Source organism: Janthinobacterium sp. SUN176, assembly GCF_030587335.1.
In the GTDB taxonomy this organism is placed as follows: Bacteria; Pseudomonadota; Gammaproteobacteria; order Burkholderiales; family Burkholderiaceae_D; genus Janthinobacterium; species Janthinobacterium kumbetense.
This window is the reverse complement of sequence record NZ_JAPWIA010000005.1, coordinates 160,224-177,451: the sequence shown is the minus strand read 5'-3', so window position 1 is coordinate 177,451 and position 17,228 is coordinate 160,224. Positions and strand designations below refer to the sequence as shown.

Sequence of the window (17,228 nt, the reverse complement as noted above, 5' to 3'; positions counted from 1 at the left end):
GCGCGCCATGTGGAAGGAATTTTTCAAGTTTGACCTCGGCTATCAGCTGAAACAGCCGCTGCTGTGGGTATTTGCCGTCATCCTGGCCTTGCTGGCCTTTGGCGCCAGCAGCAGCGATTCGATCCAGATCGGCGGCGCCATCGGCAACATCAACCGCAATGCGCCCACCGTGGTGGCGCAGCTGCTGACGATGTTCAGCCTGCTGTCGATGTTGCTCATCACCATCTTCATCGCCGGCGCCGTGCTGCGCGACAGCGAAGTGGGCATGGCCGACATGCTGTTCGCCACACCCATGCGTAAATGGGATTACCTGTTCGGCCGCTTCGCCGCCGGCTTTGTCGCCTGCCTGGTCATCTTCGCCTGCATCGCCTTCGGCACCATGCTCGGCCCCCTCATGCCCTGGGTCGATGCGCAGCGCGTGGGCGCGTTCCCGCTGCAGGCGTATGCGTGGAGCTTCGCCGTGATGGTGATCCCCAACCTGCTCTTCATCGGCGCCCTGCTGATGCTGCTGGCGGCCACCACGCGCTCGATGATGCTGGTCTACGTGGGCGTGCTGGGCTTTTTCGTGCTGTGGGGCACGGCCGGCGCCTTTACGCGCGACATCAACAACGAATGGATCGCCGTCCTGCTCGACCCGTTCGGCATGCGCGCCCTGGGCCGCATGACGCGCTACTTCACGTCCGCCGAAGCGAACGCGGGGCTGCCGCCGTTTGCCGGCTTCCTGCTGGCCAACCGCCTGCTGTGGCTGGGTATCACGGCGGTGCTGTTCGCCGCCACCGTGATCCTGTTCAAGCCGCAGCGCACGGGCACGGGAAAACGCCTGTTCGGCAAGGCCAAGGCCGTGGCTGCCGCACCGGCCGTCACGGCGCCGCTGCACCTGCCGCGCAGCACTCCCGCATTTACTGCCGCGACAGCCTGGCGCCAGTGCTGGCACATCCTGCGCTTCGACGCCGTCGGCGTCTTCAAGAGCCTGCCCTTCCTCGTCATGCTGCTGTTCGGCATGATCAACCTGATCGCTGCCGCCAATGTCGGCAAGAATATGTATGGCACGGCCGTGTATCCGATGACACATTTGCTGTTACAGCAGATCAGCAACAGCTTCAGCTTCCTCCTGATCATCATCGTCACCTTCTATGCGGGCGAACTGATCTTCAAGGAACGGCAAGCGCGGATCGCCGACGTCAGCGACGCCATGCCCGTGCCCGACTGGGTTCCCCTGCTGGCCAAATGCACGGCCCTGATCGGCGTCATCGCCGGCTACCTGCTGGCGGGCGTCCTCACGGCCATCGGCTTCCAGCTCGTCAAGGGCGGCGCGCCCGTGGAACTGGGGCTGTACCTGAAAGGCACCCTGCTGGGCGCCCTCTTCTTCGTGCTGATGGGCTTGTGCACCCTCACCCTGCAAGTGTTGTCGAATAACAAGTTCATCGGCTACCTGCTGGTGATCCTGCTGATGGTGGCGCAAGCCGTGCAGGGCATGCTGCACTTCGAACACAATCTGTACGCCTTTGGCGGCACGCCGGCCATCCCGTATTCGGACATGAATGGCTATGGCCACTTCTTGACGGGCTGGGCCTGGTTCGCGCTGTACTGGAGCCTGTTTACCGTGGCCCTCGTCATGCTGGCGCAGGCATTTTGGGTGCGCGGCCTGCCGAACGGTTGGCGCGCGCGCGGGGGCCTGGCCCGCCAGCGCCTGCAAGGCCGTGCAGGCGCCGCGCTGGCCATGGTGCTGCTGTGCTGGGCAAGCACGGGCGGCTGGATCTTCTACAACACGAACGTGCTGAACAAGTACGAGACGTCGAACATCGGCATGGACAAGCAGGCGCGCTACGAAAAACTGTACCAGCGCTACCAGCACTTGCCCCAGCCGAAGATCACGGATGTCCAGGCCAATGTGGATATTTATCCTGAGCAACGTAAAGTCTTGATCAAGGGCCATTATGTGCTGCAAAACAAGACGGCGCAGCCGCTCGATACCCTGCGCATCCAGCTCGACCCGCAACTGAAGACGACGTGGTTGAACTTGCCCGCGCACAAGGTCGCACTCGACGACAAGGAGCTCGGTTTCAGCATCCTCAAGCTGGCGCAAGCGCTGGCGCCCGGCGCCACCCTGCCGCTGGACTTCACGGTGGCCGTCACGCACCAGGGTTTCACCAACAGCGGCGCGCCGGACCAGGTCAACCTGAACGGCAGCTTCTTCAACAACCAGGCTTATTTCCCCCACTTCGGCTATGCGAAGGAAATGGAATTGCTTGACCGCAATGAACGCCGCAAGCGGGGCCTGGGCGAACCGCAGCGCATGGCCAAACTGGAAGACACGTCCGCGTATGGCAACACGGTGCTGGGCGGCGATGCCGACTGGATCCATTTCGACACGACGGTGTCCACCAGCGGCGAGCAGATCGCCCTGGCGCCCGGCTATCTGCAAGGCAGCTGGGAAAAGGATGGCCGCCGCTATTACCGCTACAAGATGGACCAGCCGATGCTGCCGTTCTTTGCCTACCTGTCGGCGCGCTGGGAAGTCAAGAAAGGCGAGTGGCGCGGCTTGCCGATCGAAGTTTATTTCGACAAAAAGCATGGCTACAACACGGACCGCATGATCACTTCCGTGCAAAAGTCGCTCGACTATTACAGCACCGAGTTCACGCCCTACCAGCATAAGCAGGTGCGCATCCTGGAATTTCCCGGCTACCAGAGCTTCGCGCAGTCGTTTGCCAATACGATTCCGTATTCGGAAGGCATCGGCTTCATCGCCGACCTGCGCAACAAGGAAGACATCGACTATGTGTTCTACGTCACGGCGCATGAGATGGCGCACCAGTGGTGGGGCCACCAGGTGATCGGCGCCAATGTGCAGGGCGCCAGCATGCTGATGGAATCGCTGGCGCAATACTCGGCCTTGATGGTGATGGAAAAGGAATACGGCCGCGACAAGATGCGCCGCTTCCTGCGCTATGAACTGGACCGCTACCTGAGCGGACGCGGCGGCGAAGCCATCGAGGAATTGCCGCTGGCGCGCGTGGAGGGACAGCAATACATCCACTACAACAAGGGTAGCCTGGTGTTCTACCGCCTGCGCGACGAGCTCGGCGAAGCCGCCCTGAACCGTGCCCTGAAACGCTATCTGCAGGACAAGGGTTACCAGCAGGCACCGTTCACCACGTCGTCGGAATTGCTGGCCTACATCCGCGCCGAAGCACCGCAGGACAAGCAAGCCCTGATCACGGACCTGTTCGAGAAGATCGTCTTCTACGACAACCGCGTCACCCAAGCGACGGCCGTCAAGCGCCCGGATGGCCAGTGGGATGTCACCATGCAACTGCACCTGGCCAAGCTGGAGTCCGACGGCAAGGGCAAGGAAAGCCCGCGCGCCTACGACGAACCGGTGGAGATCGCCATCTTCGCGCGCGCGCCGGGCGCCGGGGAGAAGGATGAAAAAGTCTTGTTTACCGACAAGCGCATGTTGTCGGGCAGCGACCCCGTGCTCACCATCACGGTGAAGGAAAAACCATTTGAAGTGGGTGTCGATCCGTACAACAAGATGATCGACCGGGTCTCGCGCGATAACCGCAAGGAAGTCAGCGTGAATTAAGGCTGCAATGAAACCTTGATGCAACGCAAACAGGCTGCCCTATCCGTGATAGCGCGGCCTGTTTTTTTACGGCGGGCCCGGTACTTTTTCAGGCCAGAAAAAAGATCTGGCGCAGCGCACAGCCCACCTGTACCACACAGAACACCATGGCAAGGAGCAAGAGCCCCAGATGGATTTTTAAAAAGATATCCAGTCGTTCCCGGCCGGCCACGGGCGGCACGGCGGCCGTTTTAAAACGCAGCCCTTTTCCGGCCAGTAGCAACAACACTATGCTGACTGGAAAAGATTGCAGAAAAATACGTCCTGGATACAAAGTCCACGCCAGTCCGATCAGGATGGAAATCAATGCCAGCACATCGCACAAGAGAAATAGATATTTTCTTTTTTGAAAATTCGCCAGCGATGCAAGCAGCCATCCCTTTTCCTTGCCGAATATGCGCTCCAGAACCAGCCATTGTGAACCTGATGAATCGACAGCTATATGCATTGCAAGATTTTTCTTCAATTAAGCCAGTGACATTATCTGCGCACCAATAGCCGCAATATACGCACAGCATATTGCGGCCACGTTACGAGCAGCGGTATATATCAAGCGGGCATGTTCAACCCGCCATTATCTGTCCGCTTATGCCGAACAATAGGAATTATAGGCATACATCACGCCCGCGCCAATCAAGATGCCGCCACCGAGCGCCTGGCCGCCTGGCACGGTAGCCACGCCCGCACCGACAGTGCCGACACCGCCCCAGAAACCTGCCGTGGCGGTATATTCGCTCGAGGACATGCTATCCGAACAAAATGCACGACCGCCCGAGATGTCTTGAATTTCCATTTCCGATAAAACTTGCATTCTTACTCCAGTAATTACATCAGCATGGAAAATGTCCATGCGCCACGTCTGCAGAAAACACGATATCGGTAAATAGCATGCTTTCCATCAGATTCGTATTCATCGCATGCTTGAATTACATGCAATGCATCCCTCCGATAAAATTTATTCATAGAAACATTGCAAACAATATACCACCGCACAAACAATCACCAAAATAACTTTATTGGCGAAATAAACAATGGCAAAGCGATTATTCTCCTTATGCGAAAATATCATAAGAATATTTGCATTTCGTCTTATTCAAACCGGGGCTTGAAGAGAAGCGCAATCCGCACCATGCGATGGAAATGCGGATGGCGCTGCGGTACAGGCAAAGCCTGGCGTAAGATGGACGGTATCGTCGGCGAGTGCGCCGGCACCACGTTCAAGGGGAATTGCTTATGCTGCATCGTCACCTGCCCATCCGCGCCAGCCTGCTGCTGGCGGCCCTCGTTTTCACGGCGCCCGCCTGGAGCGCCGATGCTGTCCACAAGGAAACAGTAGAACTGACGGCAGGCCAGGCTGCGCTCAGTGTGAAAGGCAAGATCAAGGGCTACGCCACGGCCGAATACACGCTGGCAGGCAAGGCGGGTCAGACTCTCGGCGTCAAGCTCAAGACCAATCAACCGTCGAATTATTTCAACCTCCGTCAAGCCGGACAACAGGACGCCCTGTTCATCGGCTCGAGCGGCGGCAACAGTTACGAGGCAGCGCTGCCGGCCGATGGCGAGTACACGGTGCAAGTGTATTTGATGCGCAATGCGGCGCGCAGGAATGCGGTAGCCAGCTACAGCCTGGAGATGCGGCTGCGCAATTGAGTCTCCGCGGCCATGACAGCGCAAGAAGCGCGTTCGCCACCACATGCTCCCCCATGTTATTGCAAGGGGCCAATAAGATGCGGGAGCGTCGCCCCTGTCTTATCTGGCCGGATGCGCGGCCTGGCGCCGGGCGGCCACGAGCGATTCCAGCACCAGGCCCGTCATCACTGTCAGGACCGGCATCATGGGCTCACGGTATCGGAAGATCACGTAAAACAGCATGTGAACGCCCGTGTAGCACGCAAGCGCCAGCCAGAGCAGGGCGACCTGCCGATTCCTGAGCCTGGGCATCAGCACAGTCCCGATAGCACCGGCAATCAGGAGCAGGAACTGTATCGCCCACAGCAGACGTACAAGCTTTTCTGCCGGCGACTGGTTGCCTTTTCCCGCATGCAGGGGAGGCGTCCAGAAGTACGCCGCTTTTTTCACCGCCAATGCCAGGAACGCTGCCGGGTGGGCCTTCGCCCAGGAAATGGCCTCTTGTTTCAAGGTCTCGGAAGCCTGGACTTCCCCCGTTTTCCGAAGGGCATCCCAGGTGGGGCCGCGTGGTGTTTCCGAGATGGAAATGAACATGCCTGTCGCGGCGGGATTGTTACCCAAATACAGATTGAAGCCGCCATTGGTGTTCAAGACAGGTGCGCCTATCACTTGCATGTTCCGGAGCAGCCATGGGCTGGAAATCACCAGCGCCGCTGACAGCGCGAGCATGGCCAAGCTTGCCCGCCGGGCCGTCGATGCGGGAGACAGCAGCAACGCCCATGCAAGGACTGCAAGCAGTGACAAGGCGGCATTGCCCGTCAATGCCAACAGACCGAAGAGTACTCCGCACCCGATCGCCACGCTCTTCGAGGGCTGGCGTGCCAGTCTCAGCGCACACCACATGACACCCAGCATCAGGGGAATCATCAGGTTTTCCTTCGCCAGGTAGATCCCGTAGATACCGCCTGGCAGATAGAGCGCCCAGGCAGCCGCGGCGATGAAACGCCCCGACCGGCCTGCGCCAGCCTCTCTGGCCACCAGGTAGCACAGCACGATTGCCGCGCCTCCCAGGCACATGTTCACCAGGCGAACCGCCAGGAGATCGTCGCCAAAAAGAAAAAAGACAGGCGCGAGTATCAACAGGGGATAGCCCACGTTATACATCGCGCGGTTGCCCATGCTGTCGACGATGCCATTCCCGCCAAGCAAGTTGAGCGCCATGCTCCGGTAAGCAAGTTCATCGCCTTCCGGCACATGCTGGAAGCCCGCAATCGCCGCCGCCCTCAGGGCAAGGCCGATGCCGGCGATGATTGCCAGCCACAGCCAATCTCGCTGTTGTTGGGCATCATGCTTGTCCTTCATCAACTCCTCCCCACCAAAAACACCCCGGCACAAATCAGCGCCACGCCCATCACACGGGGCAGGCTGACCTGCTCGCCCAGCAGGCAGGCGATTGGCAGGGTGAGCACGAATCCCAGGCCTGCCAGGGGATAGGCCTTGCTCACCTCCCATTGCGACAGCACGCCTAGCCAGGCCACCGCTCCCAGGCCATACAGGAGGAATCCCCCCAGCACATACTTGTCCGTGAGGATATGCATGAGGGTCATGAAGGACTTGGGCTGCGCCATCATCGCCTGCACCCCGGCACCGGACATGCCGGTCTTCAATGAGAACTGCGCCATGACGGATAGCGCGATGCTCAGGATGGCAATGCAGAACGTGTTCATGGGTAAGTACCCAACACCAGAAAATGCGCCCCCAGCATGATGGCCACCATGGCGCAGACGGTCATGCGGCTGCCGTGGTCCTTGAGGGCGTAAATCACCGGATCATCGTGCATTTCACCTCGGGAAGTTTTCACCCACAGGCGCGCAAGCCAGTAAATCAATCCCAGGGCAACCAGCCACAGCATCTGCGGGGTGCCGTAGCGCCCCTGCGTTTCCGGCGCACTGATGAACAGTCCGAACACCACCACGGCGGAGAGTGCCGCCCCGCCCCCCAGAGGCCACAACACGGCCAGGTCGCTCACCCGGTAATCCCGTCCACGCGTGGCTGCCTTGCCATTTCCTTCCAGCGTGACCAGCTCCGCACAGCGCTTCACGAGGGCGAGGCTGAGGAACATGAAGACCGAGAAAGCCAGCAACCAGGAACTCGTGGCAGTGCCAATGGCAACGGAACCGGCCAGGATGCGCAAGGTATACAGCAGGGACAGCATGAGCACGTCGATCAGCACGTATTCCTTGAGCACCCAGCTATACGCACTGGTCAGCACCAGGTAAAGCACGAGCATCAGGAGAAAGGCATTCGACACGGACCAGGCCAGAACGAGGGCCAGGAGCAAGGCCCCCGCAGCCACGACCAGGCCCTTCAGAATCGGCAGGCGGCCGCTGGCAAAAGGGCGAAGCCGCTTGCGGGGGTGCGCCCTGTCGCTTTCCAGGTCCCACAGGTCGTTGACCATGTAGGTGGCGGAAGCCGCCAAGGAGAACGCCAGGAAGGCCACGGCCATGGTGCCCATCTTGCCCAGGTCGAGGAAGGAAAATGCCGTCAGCAGGGGCACGAACAGCAGCAGATTCTTTAACCACTGGTGGACGCGCAAGGCTTTGAGCCACACGCCAAGCCCGCCGCTCTCCCCGGGAAACTCGCGTTCGATCGGGACGTGCCGCCGCACGGCTTGGGCCGTATTCCAGGCGACATCCACCAGCACCGCCGCCTCGGCGGCTTGCCAGATGGGAATATCTGCCTTGCTGTCGCCGGCATACACAAAGCATGGCCCGACCTGCTCCCGGATGGCTTGCAGCTTGGCCTTGCCCTTGAGGTTGCGACCGTCCTGCGTCGCCAGCACCTTGTCGAACAGGCCCAGGTGCCCGGCCACGTTGCGGGCAATCGAATGGTGGGCCGCCGTCGCCAGGACAATCATGCGGCCCTTGCGCTTTTCCTCGCTCAGGTAGTCCAGCAGGGACGCGCGGTAAGGGAGATGTTCGCCCGAGATGCCGGCATGCGCCGCAATGGCTTCCTTGAAGCCCGCCCGCCCTCGCATGAGCCAGAACGGCATGCGGAGCACATTGAGCGGGGAGTGCTTCACCACCTGGATGACGGATTCCAGCAGGGTATCGGTTGGCGTCAGCGTTCCGTCAAGATCGACAACCAGGGGCGCTTTGGTCGAAATAGCCACCATTTTCTCCCGATTCTGGTGTGGCATAACAGATGGAGTGCTGAAAGCAGTGATTAAATTATAGGGGGAGCCACGATGGCGATAACCAACATATATCAAGGAAGGGAGCGGTTATCTGCTTGAGCTGAACGCCCGTAGCACCTGAAAGAGACCTGCAAAAAAAAGAAACCCGCAACAACAAATAAAAACGCCTCGCAAATCCAGGATTTGCGAGGCGTTATGCAGCAATGAGCCGTAGTGCGTCTTAAAATGGTTATGCACACCAAAATGTGTTGATAGCATGCGATGTGTGACAGGAAAAAACGCTTTTAGAAAAAAGTTCGTTAGCGAAATGTTGGTACGGGAGCATGAAACAGGCTTTTCTTGGAAAAACATAGTTTTGAGGCGTAATTTGTGGGTAGCGAGACCTCGTGGCGATTCAGTTAGCGCTTATGCTTGCTCGAGTACGGAGATAGAAAATAATTACTTTTTGACCAACAACCTAAGACCAGGTACCGCTCTGTTTAAGCTTGACTCCGCAGGTGCGGAACCAATGCTCACGGGGTGAGACTGTCTTAGTGTCCATGAGGGAAGTCGTTTCAGACGCTCTTCGGCTAGCTCACCGAACACATCTACAACAACACTACGTGGCAGCGACTCGTTGACGATTTTCACACCAGGCATGTCGCGTACCCGAGCAATGTCCTCAACTGGTTTCAAGCCTGAGCCCGCCCAAAAGAGATGAAATCTACCCATTTTCCCGCTCCTAGTAGTTAGGGACACCAGCGCCAACAAGGTCACTGCCAAAACCAAGGTTGTCGCACCTATTGTATAGCAACTCCTTCAGCGCACTGACTCGAGCTGGACCGTGTTTCATGAGCAAGCTCGGTTCGTCAGAGAGGAGTCGCGCAGCGAGGCCAGCCAACACTGGTGTTGCCATTGATGTACCAGACATTGCAACGTAGCCAGACGTTTGTGTCGTGGAAACGATCGCTAGTCCCGGAGCTGCAGTTTGGACCTTGCCTTCTTCAAAGTTAGAGAAATGTGCAACGAAGTGTCCCTCCTCATTAGCTGCCCGGTCCTTATAGAAGCGGTGCGTGCAAGAGCCTGGGAATTTGTTATTAGCGCCAACCGCACCGACTGCGCAAACTTCGTCAAGGCTTGCCGGGAACATAACGCAATTTACACCATCGTTACCGGTCGCAGCTACGACGAAGACGCCTGCCTCCACTGCGCGTTGAATCGATTCAACCACAGGAATGTCTCGCTCTCCTGGATTCTGCCACCCAAGACTAAGATTGATAACGTGTGCTCCATCGTCTACGGCAAAGTCAATTGCTGTCGAAATATCGAGACTCTCCGCGGTTCCGCGGATTCCATCTTTCGGAAAAACCGAATAGCCCATGAGCTCTGCTGCAGGCGCTATGCCGTACCGGCTGCCAGCAATAATTCCTGCAACGTGCGTACCATGCGATAAGTGATTGTCATCACATGCGCCTTCTGTTGAAATTCCATCAACGACAGTGCGTTTAATAGTCAGTTGGGGCAGGTCGTCGTGTTGGTCGACGCCAGTGTCAATGACCGCTACCTTGATGCCCTTTCCATTCTTGCTATTAGACTTTCCCTTGTTGCGGAAGTAGGCAAGTGAATCTTCATATGGCAACACTAGCGGCTCAACAATTAACTTACGAGGAGTTTCAGAGGTGCTCGCATCGTTAACGCTTGTGCACCAGTAATTTTGTCGTGGAAGAGCTGCTACTTGACCAGTCTTCTCAGTTTTCAGATACAGGTGAGCTATTCCAAATTCGTCCGTTTGGGCCTTGGCCTTGAGGTCTTCGCTAAGCGAAACGATGACGGTGGCGCCACTTATCGGTGCACCTTCAGGACTCTCCACCAAAAATTTGTATGGATGTGGCCCGGCTGCTTTATCGTTTGTTGCCTCCGCAGCTGACAGAATCGCGCTGTGCATGGCAGCCACGGAATATTGATTATTCACGTGCAGAGTAACGTTTGCTTGGCTCTCAATCTCTTGCTTTTGCTCTGCGTTTGCTTCGATGAGCACTCGTCGAGAATCTTCAGTGCTCGACACAACTGTCGCATAGCATGCACGTGCTAACGCAGCCACGTCAACATCTTCGGCACCTTGCTCAGAGTTACAGCTCACGAACATTGACATAGGTCGAGCCGCAGTCGACTTATGCGTCGTCACTGGAGCTTTATAAAACAGCCGCATCAAACCCTCATTTGCTCAAAAGTTGCCGAAGGATACATTCTACTCTGTCAATCAGTATCCCCAAAGCATCTTGGTGGCACGAGCTGGCAACTGGTAAGCGTCCAGCCGCCCCACCTGTGTAGCGTGCTTAGGTTTGGATAAAGTCCTGGAATGGCAACAGCGAGTCGATCCGATTGTTGGGGCACGTCGGGAGACATTCCAGTACCTCGGCCAGCCAGCGCGCCAGATCATCCGTATAGCGCTTTGCGGCAGTCAAGTAATTTCGGACACAACAATAGGTACTTGAGTTACCTACCCACAGGACGAGGCCGGTGTCCATAGCAACTGAATCCAGTGGCAAAAATAGCACTATCCAGTTATGCGAGGTGACAATTTATATATTTCCAAATGTAGAATAAAAATCATCGAATCCTTTTGTGATTAATATTTTATTAATTTTCTCTAGGCCATCTTCTCCCAGTGGTGTAGTTGCACTGCCATCATTTATGCGCTGTTGTTGCTTTCTTTTAAGCATCGAATCTACAGCATTCCAGTAGGGACATTTTTTTTGCTCGTCATTTCTTACCACCCAGTAATATTTCCCATCCGGCTCGCCTGGGACGGGGTGATGATGAATGGATTCACTAAGCCAATAAAGCTTAGAATCCAACGTGGCGATCCACGTTTCCTGATTTTTTCCACCGAATTCCACTTCGGAAAGCTCAAGGGCAGCCTTTCCATATTTCAAATCCTGTACAGCATTAAATATATTTCTTTTTCTTTGTATTGGCTTCTCATTACGATCTAGAAAATTATCCTTAATTGCCTGAATTTTATCCTTTAATTCTTGGCTGTAATTTCCACTTTTTGCGCAGAAGCAATACTTGGCGATTTCAGCCTCTACTGCGCTCAGCATGTTGATATTTTTACTTACGTTATCTAAATAAGCGTTAAATTTTTCATGTGGCTGCAGATCCTGCATAGTTTTGTCAATGATATGAATTTGCAACAAAGAATAAAAAGAAACACTATGAAAATATTGCTCACTAACATCAAGTTCTTCAAATCTTACTTTTCGTGTATCATCCAAATCGACTTCTGAATTTCTAGTAGCCGTCGGGTGATCTATCATTTGAGGGCAGAAGGCCGATAGAAAAACCTCAAAGAGTTCAAAGCATCGCTTCTTATACTTTGGATGAACTTCGCTTAATGCAAATCCAGGAGACAAGCAGAGACTTTGTGGTGGGCATTGATTGATGAAGTTGACTAGCTCCATGAGGCCGACATCCACTGGATTTACATTTTTGAGAAATACCTCCTCCATTCTAATCAGGATATTGAGATCAAGAAAGAGCGATGTTTCTGTATTTCGCCTTTTATTGTCAATAACACGCTGCGGTGTCAATATAGGTGAGCTATCGGTTTCTCGGCTCGGCTTAATAAATCGTAGCTTGATTTTTGACATTTGTATGCTCTCTGTTATTTTTTCCAGCTTCTTTCCACTGCCACGCCCCCGACTTAGGATGGACATATTTTAAAATTCTTAATAATTCTATGTACTAATTGCTCGCCAATACCGAATTCCTAAGCAATAAGCATCTGCAGTATTATTTTATTTAAAATATAATTATAAATTTTTTACCAACCTTACTGTGGCCCTAATGTTTGAATATGAGTACGAAGAGCATTAACGGCCGGCGCAATATGAGAACTTTCGTCCTTACCAGGAACATACCTATACCCAATCGTGGTAACCCCTGCTAAGTCACTCGGAAGTTTTACACGTTCCTCTCGCGGTTCCATCAAAATGGCACGAGCTCGCCCAAGTCGCCCCATGAAAAGGCCCAGCTCAAAAATTACGTTGTCACGAGGTACAGGCCAATCAGTACCTCGCTGAGAGGTAATATCATCCCCATAAGCTACGGCAATTGCAAAGTCCGCCTGATTTACTTCGTCTTCTAGGGTTTGTAGCGTGTAATTTGTAACTTTAAAAACCCCCTCACTCCACAAAATGACGTCAAAGTTGTCATGCTGCAGACCACTATGAATCAAACGTGCGACTGGCAATGCCTCTGCAGAGCAAATAATGAACACACGCACTTTGTCATGAGTAGGCCGGACAAATTGGTTACGCTGAAGCAACCTCCGGGCAAGCTCTTGCGCAATCGTTTTATAAAGTATCGGATATCTCTCTCCGAGATCGGTGAAGGCAGACTCACTTATTTTTGCAACTAATGAATCTTGTGATGCCGTGACAGTCGCTGCTCGTTTCTGGGTGGGTTCAATCGCCCCCATCTCACCAACATGATCTCCGGGACCTCGCTTTGCCACCTCACGACCATTGACAATTACCGAAAAAGATCCAAGAAGAATGAAATAGATTTCATTCGTATATTCATCCTGATGAATAATCGAAGACCCTTTATTTACTTCGATTAACTCTACAATGTTCGACAATTCATCTGCGATTGTCGGTTGACAAGCAATCAGTTTTTGAATTCTCAATGCATTAATTAGAAGACGGCGGCCATTTTGCCCCTCAAAACGCTTCATCATAATTTTCCCCACTATCACTAATTAAAACTTGCCGCCTTAATCGCATCGTCAAATTCCTGACGATTCACAACGACTAGCGGATTGTTTGCAGGTTTTTCATTAAAAGAAAAATAGTCTAAGCGCCATTGTTTGTTTAAATAAAATAACAACGCTCGACGAACAGTAAGAACAAGTTTTTCATCGGACATTTCATAGTCCCTAGCAATAGCTTCACGCTGACTGTTACTCAAGTTCGGGTTGGGCTGTAACACTACCTCGAAGTAGCTAGACCAATGTCTATCCATCTCCGGAGTAGCTCCTGGGTCGCCTAACGCTCCGACATCCTGACACCGTGACAATAGAAAATCTTTGAATATCCGATCTTTGTGACAAAACGCTCTAACGTGCCATCGTGCGCCGTCCGATGCTAAGGCATGAGGCGTAATCACTCTCCAAGCAACATCTGGAGTTGAGACATTCATAGATTGATAAAGAACCGAAATGGACGCGCCGGCCTTCATCGCCTTAAGCATTTCACGCAACACTATCGGATCCATCCGTCTCCGTAGTACTGGAATGACATCAATTACAGGAACCTGCGCAACTGATGTAGATGAATCGCTCTCAATTTCCGGATTCGTCAAATGCCTTAGATAGTCCTCTGCCTTAGGTGTAATTAGACGAGGTACGAAGTTTTCTGTTGGCACGTACTGCTTCTGGCTCGAATTGTATTCAATATTTCCAGGAGCCAATTCTTGATATGCACTCAGGTCAGCGGACGCCTGCGGAACCGAGATTCCAAACTGCTCTTTAAGATCGCTGCGATTTACCCCCCCTTCCCAGAACGCCCGGAACTCGATGAACTCCAGGCGCCGCTCGGCCCCCCAACGCATTTTTTGCGGAATAATTTTCATATAAACCAGTATAGTTACTTGACACGTACAGTTTTCATACCCATAATGAAACTATACGCGTTGGCAAGCCCTTTGTCCACGCATTAACGTGGAGAAAGATCATGGCAAACGCATGGAACTACAATCGAGCAGCAGAACACATTGACAGCAAGATTGAAGAGGTACGGAGTATCAATATCAAGGAATACAAACGCGACATGTCGCTCGAGAACATTCCTACCAATACGGCGTACCGCGTTGATGGTGTCCATCTCTATGCTGACATAACGAACCTGGAGGATATCCTCAACGTTACCCAAACTGAAGGCGAGACATGCCACAAACGCGCACTTCGCTTCCTGAACTTGCATTACAGGGCCGTTGACCGCATCCTCAACCAGACGGAAACAAAACGTGTGGACTTCCACAATCAACGTCTGCACGCTTTGATTACGAAACCTTACAACACTGAAGATAATGCGGAAGCTACCCGCGTGCGCAAAGCCGTGGCAATCGCACAAATCATCATCGATGTTCTAGCTGAGACAGGCGAGGAAGACGAACACATTCCAACAGCAAAGGTACGCGTTGGCATCGACACCGGTAAAGCTCTCGCAGTAAACAACGGCCGCAGCGGAAATCGTGAGCCTCTGTTCTTGGGTGAGCCGGCCAATCACGCTGCAAAGCTGGCATCAAATGCAAAACCGTCAGGGATTTATCTGACGAACGACGCTCGTTCTGTAATCGGCCTCCCTAGCGCTGAAAAGCCGGCGCAGTCTCCGCTCACGGTTGCTCAAGTTGACGAATGCATCGAGAAAGCTAACCTCGATATCTCGAAAGACGACATTGTCAAAGACTGGAAGGCCGATCTCATAAAGAATCCAATTGCCACGTTCGAATTTACGCGACACACACCGCCTTTCTGCAATATCGACATTCAAAAGCTTACGCCAGGTAACTCGCGCCGTCAGGAAGCCGTTAGTATTTATGCAGACATTGATGGCTTCACCAACTACGTGGGCCAACACATCGAGGACTCCCCGGAAGACGTGGTACGTGTTCTCCATGTAGTCCGAGCCGAGCTCGAACGCGTTTTGAGCAAGGAATTCCAAGGACGACGAGTGCGGTTTATCGGAGACTGCGTTCACGGACTCATCTGCGAAGGTACAGCGCCAACCACTGATGAAAAAGAGACGATCAGCGCCGCCACGCTCCTTGCCGGCGCCTTCCGCAGCAGCTTTGATCTTGCACTCGAAAGGCTTAAGGCAGAAGACTATGAAACCGGCGAACTGGGTTTGGCGATCGGGTTCGAATACGGACCGATGACTATCACGCGCTTGGGGCTGAAAAGCGACCGGGTTCGTTGCTCTGTCAGTCGCGGAGTACTTGAATCTGAGAAGCAGCAAAAGCGCTGCACCGGTGTTGAAACAGCAATCGGTGAAAATGCCTTGAAGGTGGCATCGGATGCAGTAAAAACGCTATTCGGCTCTCAGCGAAAAGTCAAGAACCTGGACTTCAATGAAGCAGCCGAGGCGCTGTCTGACGCTGGCGACGCGCGCGCTTCTGCCGTTCGGCAGGAAACGTATGCGAAAACGCCAGCTATCCTCGCCGCCACTCAGCGCGAAATCCGTCCTTACTGCAAAAAATGATGCCTAGTCCGCTGCACCTGATCCTTGCACTCGCCGGAGAATTTAACTCGACAGGTGAGTTCACCGGCGAAACCGTTGCAGAGCTTAACATCACGCTCGAACGAATAGATGGCCGTGCGACCGACTATCGTGTTCAAGTAAGGTGCGAGGGTAATAAACTCCGAGCAAGAGAGTCCGGCAGCCAACATCTCCCCTCCTTCTGCCCAGAACGCCATATAAATCCGGACGGATCATTTTGCCTCTACTGGGAAGGTGGCGAACAGTTCGATGTAGTAGACGAGATATCCGCACGAGCTTGGATGGAAACGCTCATCCAGTTCCTACGCCTACAAGAGCGCGCTGCAAAAATTAGGCGATGGCCGTCACTCAAATCTTGGGCCCACGGTAGCGCTGCGAAGTATCAGTTGCAAGCAATGCAGGCAGCGACCGCGCTCGGAAAATCGTTCTTCGCCAAACTTGAAGAAGGCTCTCTATCAATCAAGATCTGGCCCAGCCGCGGACGCAACGCTGAATCCATCGCAGAGGTGCAACAGGATGGTGTACATCTATTTTCGATTTGGCAGTCGCGTCGGATGGTCGTCAATCGTCGAAAAAAATGCTTTTGTGGGATGAGTGATTCACGCCAACCAAAGCGTATCGGCCGCTGTGAGAATCACCATGCTGCTGCCGTAGTCCTTGCAGAAGCATTAATCCGCTGGGGCGAAGCAGATCGGCAATTCTGGGAAGAACTGCAAGGCAGCAAATGCTGCGGTACCTGCGACGAATGTCCTCTAGCACAGCAACTCGACACACCACTAACTTAATTTTTTCTTAATTTTCACTGGAGAATAGCTTTGCGCGACACACTTAACATCACGGCGACTGCTATCCCCAAATCTATGACTCATGAGGAACGCTACAAAGCCTATACAGCATTCGCGGAAATCAGCAGGAAATGGGTTACGGTTATGGATACTAAAGCGGGCTTTATCGCTGCTTTAAATCTCGGCCTTCTTGGTTTCTTGTGGACTGGGGCAAAGCTCTTTAGCTTTGAAGGCCTGACGCGCTGGCTTACGCTATCGTCAACTGTCCTTGCTTTGATCTCGTTGTTGGCGGCAATCTTAGTTGTCTTGCCTAGAGAGACTTTGCAGGAAATATTTGGCAAGAAGATACGATGGGATGAGTCTAACCGCCCTGTCAGTTTTTATGGCTACGTCGCCTCCCAATACGAAACCAGCGACTTCAAAAAATTTGAGCGATATGTTTCTGGTCTAGACTACGAGCAGCTTGCGCAAGAGACGCTGAAACAGCATTTCGTAATTTGCCACTCGATTGCCAAAAAGTCGCGTCCACTTCGAATTGCAGGGAGATTTTTGATCTCTGCGTTGATCTGCCTAGCCATAGCCCTGGGGCATCGCATCCTGGCGGAGAACGATGTTGCTGTTAGTTTGAACAATGGAGAAATTTCGACCAAGGTGGCTGAGAAGCGGTAGCGTATCGAAAGTAATTCAACACCGATGGTTTGAACGCATTGGGCGCTTACTATCAGTTA

Annotated in this window: 14 protein-coding genes; 5 read left to right on the top strand and 9 right to left on the bottom strand. The window is 53.7% G+C overall.

Going from position 1 to position 17,228, the window contains the following annotated elements:
- Nucleotides 1-7: 7 nt before the first annotated feature.
- A complete protein-coding gene (locus tag O3299_RS24880; protein WP_305063425.1) occupies nt 8-3,589 on the top strand; it encodes a M1 family aminopeptidase in 3,582 nt (1,193 codons plus the stop codon).
- A gap of 88 nt (nt 3,590-3,677) precedes the next feature.
- Here O3299_RS24880 and O3299_RS24875 read toward each other — a convergent pair whose 3' ends face one another.
- Together O3299_RS24875 and O3299_RS24870 are read right to left on the bottom strand one after the other, a co-directional pair.
- A complete protein-coding gene (locus tag O3299_RS24875; protein ID WP_305063424.1) occupies nt 3,678-4,076 on the bottom strand; it encodes a hypothetical protein in 399 nt (132 codons plus the stop codon).
- A gap of 138 nt (nt 4,077-4,214) precedes the next feature.
- Nucleotides 4,215-4,478, bottom strand: coding sequence for a hypothetical protein (locus O3299_RS24870; protein ID WP_289900520.1), 264 nt, complete (start codon nt 4,476-4,478; stop codon nt 4,215-4,217).
- A 383-nt stretch (nt 4,479-4,861) separates the two neighbouring features.
- Here O3299_RS24870 and O3299_RS24865 point away from each other — a divergent pair, with 383 nt between their 5' ends.
- Nucleotides 4,862-5,278, top strand: a complete 417-nt coding sequence (locus O3299_RS24865) for a hypothetical protein (protein ID WP_305063423.1) — start codon at nt 4,862-4,864, stop codon at nt 5,276-5,278.
- A gap of 99 nt (nt 5,279-5,377) precedes the next feature.
- Here O3299_RS24865 and O3299_RS24860 read toward each other — a convergent pair whose 3' ends face one another.
- The 7 genes from O3299_RS24860 to O3299_RS24830 all read right to left on the bottom strand — a co-directional run bounded on the left by O3299_RS24860 (nt 5,378) and on the right by O3299_RS24830 (nt 14,069).
- A complete protein-coding gene (locus O3299_RS24860) occupies nt 5,378-6,619 on the bottom strand; it encodes a glycosyltransferase family 39 protein (RefSeq protein ID WP_305063422.1) in 1,242 nt (413 codons plus the stop codon).
- Nucleotides 6,619-6,984, bottom strand: a complete 366-nt coding sequence (locus tag O3299_RS24855; RefSeq protein WP_305063421.1) for a hypothetical protein — start codon at nt 6,982-6,984, stop codon at nt 6,619-6,621. The genes O3299_RS24860 and O3299_RS24855 overlap by 1 nt, the downstream gene beginning before the upstream one ends.
- Nucleotides 6,981-8,429 (bottom strand): UbiA family prenyltransferase, encoded by a 1,449-nt coding sequence (locus O3299_RS24850; RefSeq protein ID WP_370385310.1) that lies wholly within the window; start codon nt 8,427-8,429, stop codon nt 6,981-6,983. Before O3299_RS24850 ends, O3299_RS24855 begins: the two co-directional genes overlap by 4 nt.
- Nucleotides 8,430-9,174: 745 nt before the next feature.
- Nucleotides 9,175-10,584 carry a S8 family serine peptidase gene (locus O3299_RS24845; protein ID WP_305063419.1) on the bottom strand — a complete coding sequence of 470 codons (1,410 nt, stop codon included), beginning with the start codon at nt 10,582-10,584 and terminating at the stop codon, nt 9,175-9,177.
- Between the two features lie 430 nt (nt 10,585-11,014).
- Nucleotides 11,015-12,151: a hypothetical protein gene (locus tag O3299_RS24840; protein WP_305063418.1), complete on the bottom strand. Its 1,137-nt coding sequence runs from the start codon at nt 12,149-12,151 to the stop codon at nt 11,015-11,017.
- Between the two features lie 116 nt (nt 12,152-12,267).
- Nucleotides 12,268-13,176 (bottom strand): TIR domain-containing protein, encoded by a 909-nt coding sequence (locus tag O3299_RS24835; RefSeq protein WP_305063417.1) that lies wholly within the window; start codon nt 13,174-13,176, stop codon nt 12,268-12,270.
- A 17-nt stretch (nt 13,177-13,193) separates the two neighbouring features.
- Nucleotides 13,194-14,069, bottom strand: coding sequence for a WYL domain-containing protein (locus O3299_RS24830; protein WP_305063416.1), 876 nt, complete (start codon nt 14,067-14,069; stop codon nt 13,194-13,196).
- Between the two features lie 101 nt (nt 14,070-14,170).
- Between O3299_RS24830 and O3299_RS24825 the strand changes: the two genes are divergently transcribed.
- From O3299_RS24825 to O3299_RS24815, 3 genes are read left to right on the top strand one after another with little or no spacing between them, the layout of a single operon-like run.
- On the top strand, nt 14,171-15,697 hold the full coding sequence (locus O3299_RS24825; RefSeq protein ID WP_305063415.1) for an adenylate/guanylate cyclase domain-containing protein: 1,527 nt from the start codon (nt 14,171-14,173) through the stop codon (nt 15,695-15,697).
- Nucleotides 15,697-16,500, top strand: a complete 804-nt coding sequence (locus O3299_RS24820) for an E2 domain-containing protein (RefSeq protein ID WP_305063414.1) — start codon at nt 15,697-15,699, stop codon at nt 16,498-16,500. The genes O3299_RS24825 and O3299_RS24820 overlap by 1 nt, the downstream gene beginning before the upstream one ends.
- Nucleotides 16,501-16,530: 30 nt before the next feature.
- Nucleotides 16,531-17,169 carry a hypothetical protein gene (locus tag O3299_RS24815; RefSeq protein WP_305063413.1) on the top strand — a complete coding sequence of 213 codons (639 nt, stop codon included), beginning with the start codon at nt 16,531-16,533 and terminating at the stop codon, nt 17,167-17,169.
- The last annotated feature ends 59 nt before the right edge of the window (nt 17,170-17,228 follow it).

Coding starts and splice junctions, on each gene's coding strand:
- O3299_RS24880 (WP_305063425.1), top strand. CDS start 8: ATGTGGAAGGAATTTTTCAAGTTTGACCTCGGCTATCAGCTGAAACAG.
- O3299_RS24875 (WP_305063424.1), bottom strand. CDS start 4,076: ATGCATATAGCTGTCGATTCATCAGGTTCACAATGGCTGGTTCTGGAG.
- O3299_RS24870 (WP_289900520.1), bottom strand. CDS start 4,478: ATGGACATTTTCCATGCTGATGTAATTACTGGAGTAAGAATGCAAGTT.
- O3299_RS24865 (WP_305063423.1), top strand. CDS start 4,862: ATGCTGCATCGTCACCTGCCCATCCGCGCCAGCCTGCTGCTGGCGGCC.
- O3299_RS24860 (WP_305063422.1), bottom strand. CDS start 6,619: ATGAAGGACAAGCATGATGCCCAACAACAGCGAGATTGGCTGTGGCTG.
- O3299_RS24855 (WP_305063421.1), bottom strand. CDS start 6,984: ATGAACACGTTCTGCATTGCCATCCTGAGCATCGCGCTATCCGTCATG.
- O3299_RS24845 (WP_305063419.1), bottom strand. CDS start 10,584: ATGTCAATGTTCGTGAGCTGTAACTCTGAGCAAGGTGCCGAAGATGTT.
- O3299_RS24840 (WP_305063418.1), bottom strand. CDS start 12,151: ATGTCCATCCTAAGTCGGGGGCGTGGCAGTGGAAAGAAGCTGGAAAAA.
- O3299_RS24835 (WP_305063417.1), bottom strand. CDS start 13,176: ATGATGAAGCGTTTTGAGGGGCAAAATGGCCGCCGTCTTCTAATTAAT.
- O3299_RS24830 (WP_305063416.1), bottom strand. CDS start 14,069: ATGAAAATTATTCCGCAAAAAATGCGTTGGGGGGCCGAGCGGCGCCTG.
- O3299_RS24825 (WP_305063415.1), top strand. CDS start 14,171: ATGGCAAACGCATGGAACTACAATCGAGCAGCAGAACACATTGACAGC.
- O3299_RS24820 (WP_305063414.1), top strand. CDS start 15,697: ATGCCTAGTCCGCTGCACCTGATCCTTGCACTCGCCGGAGAATTTAAC.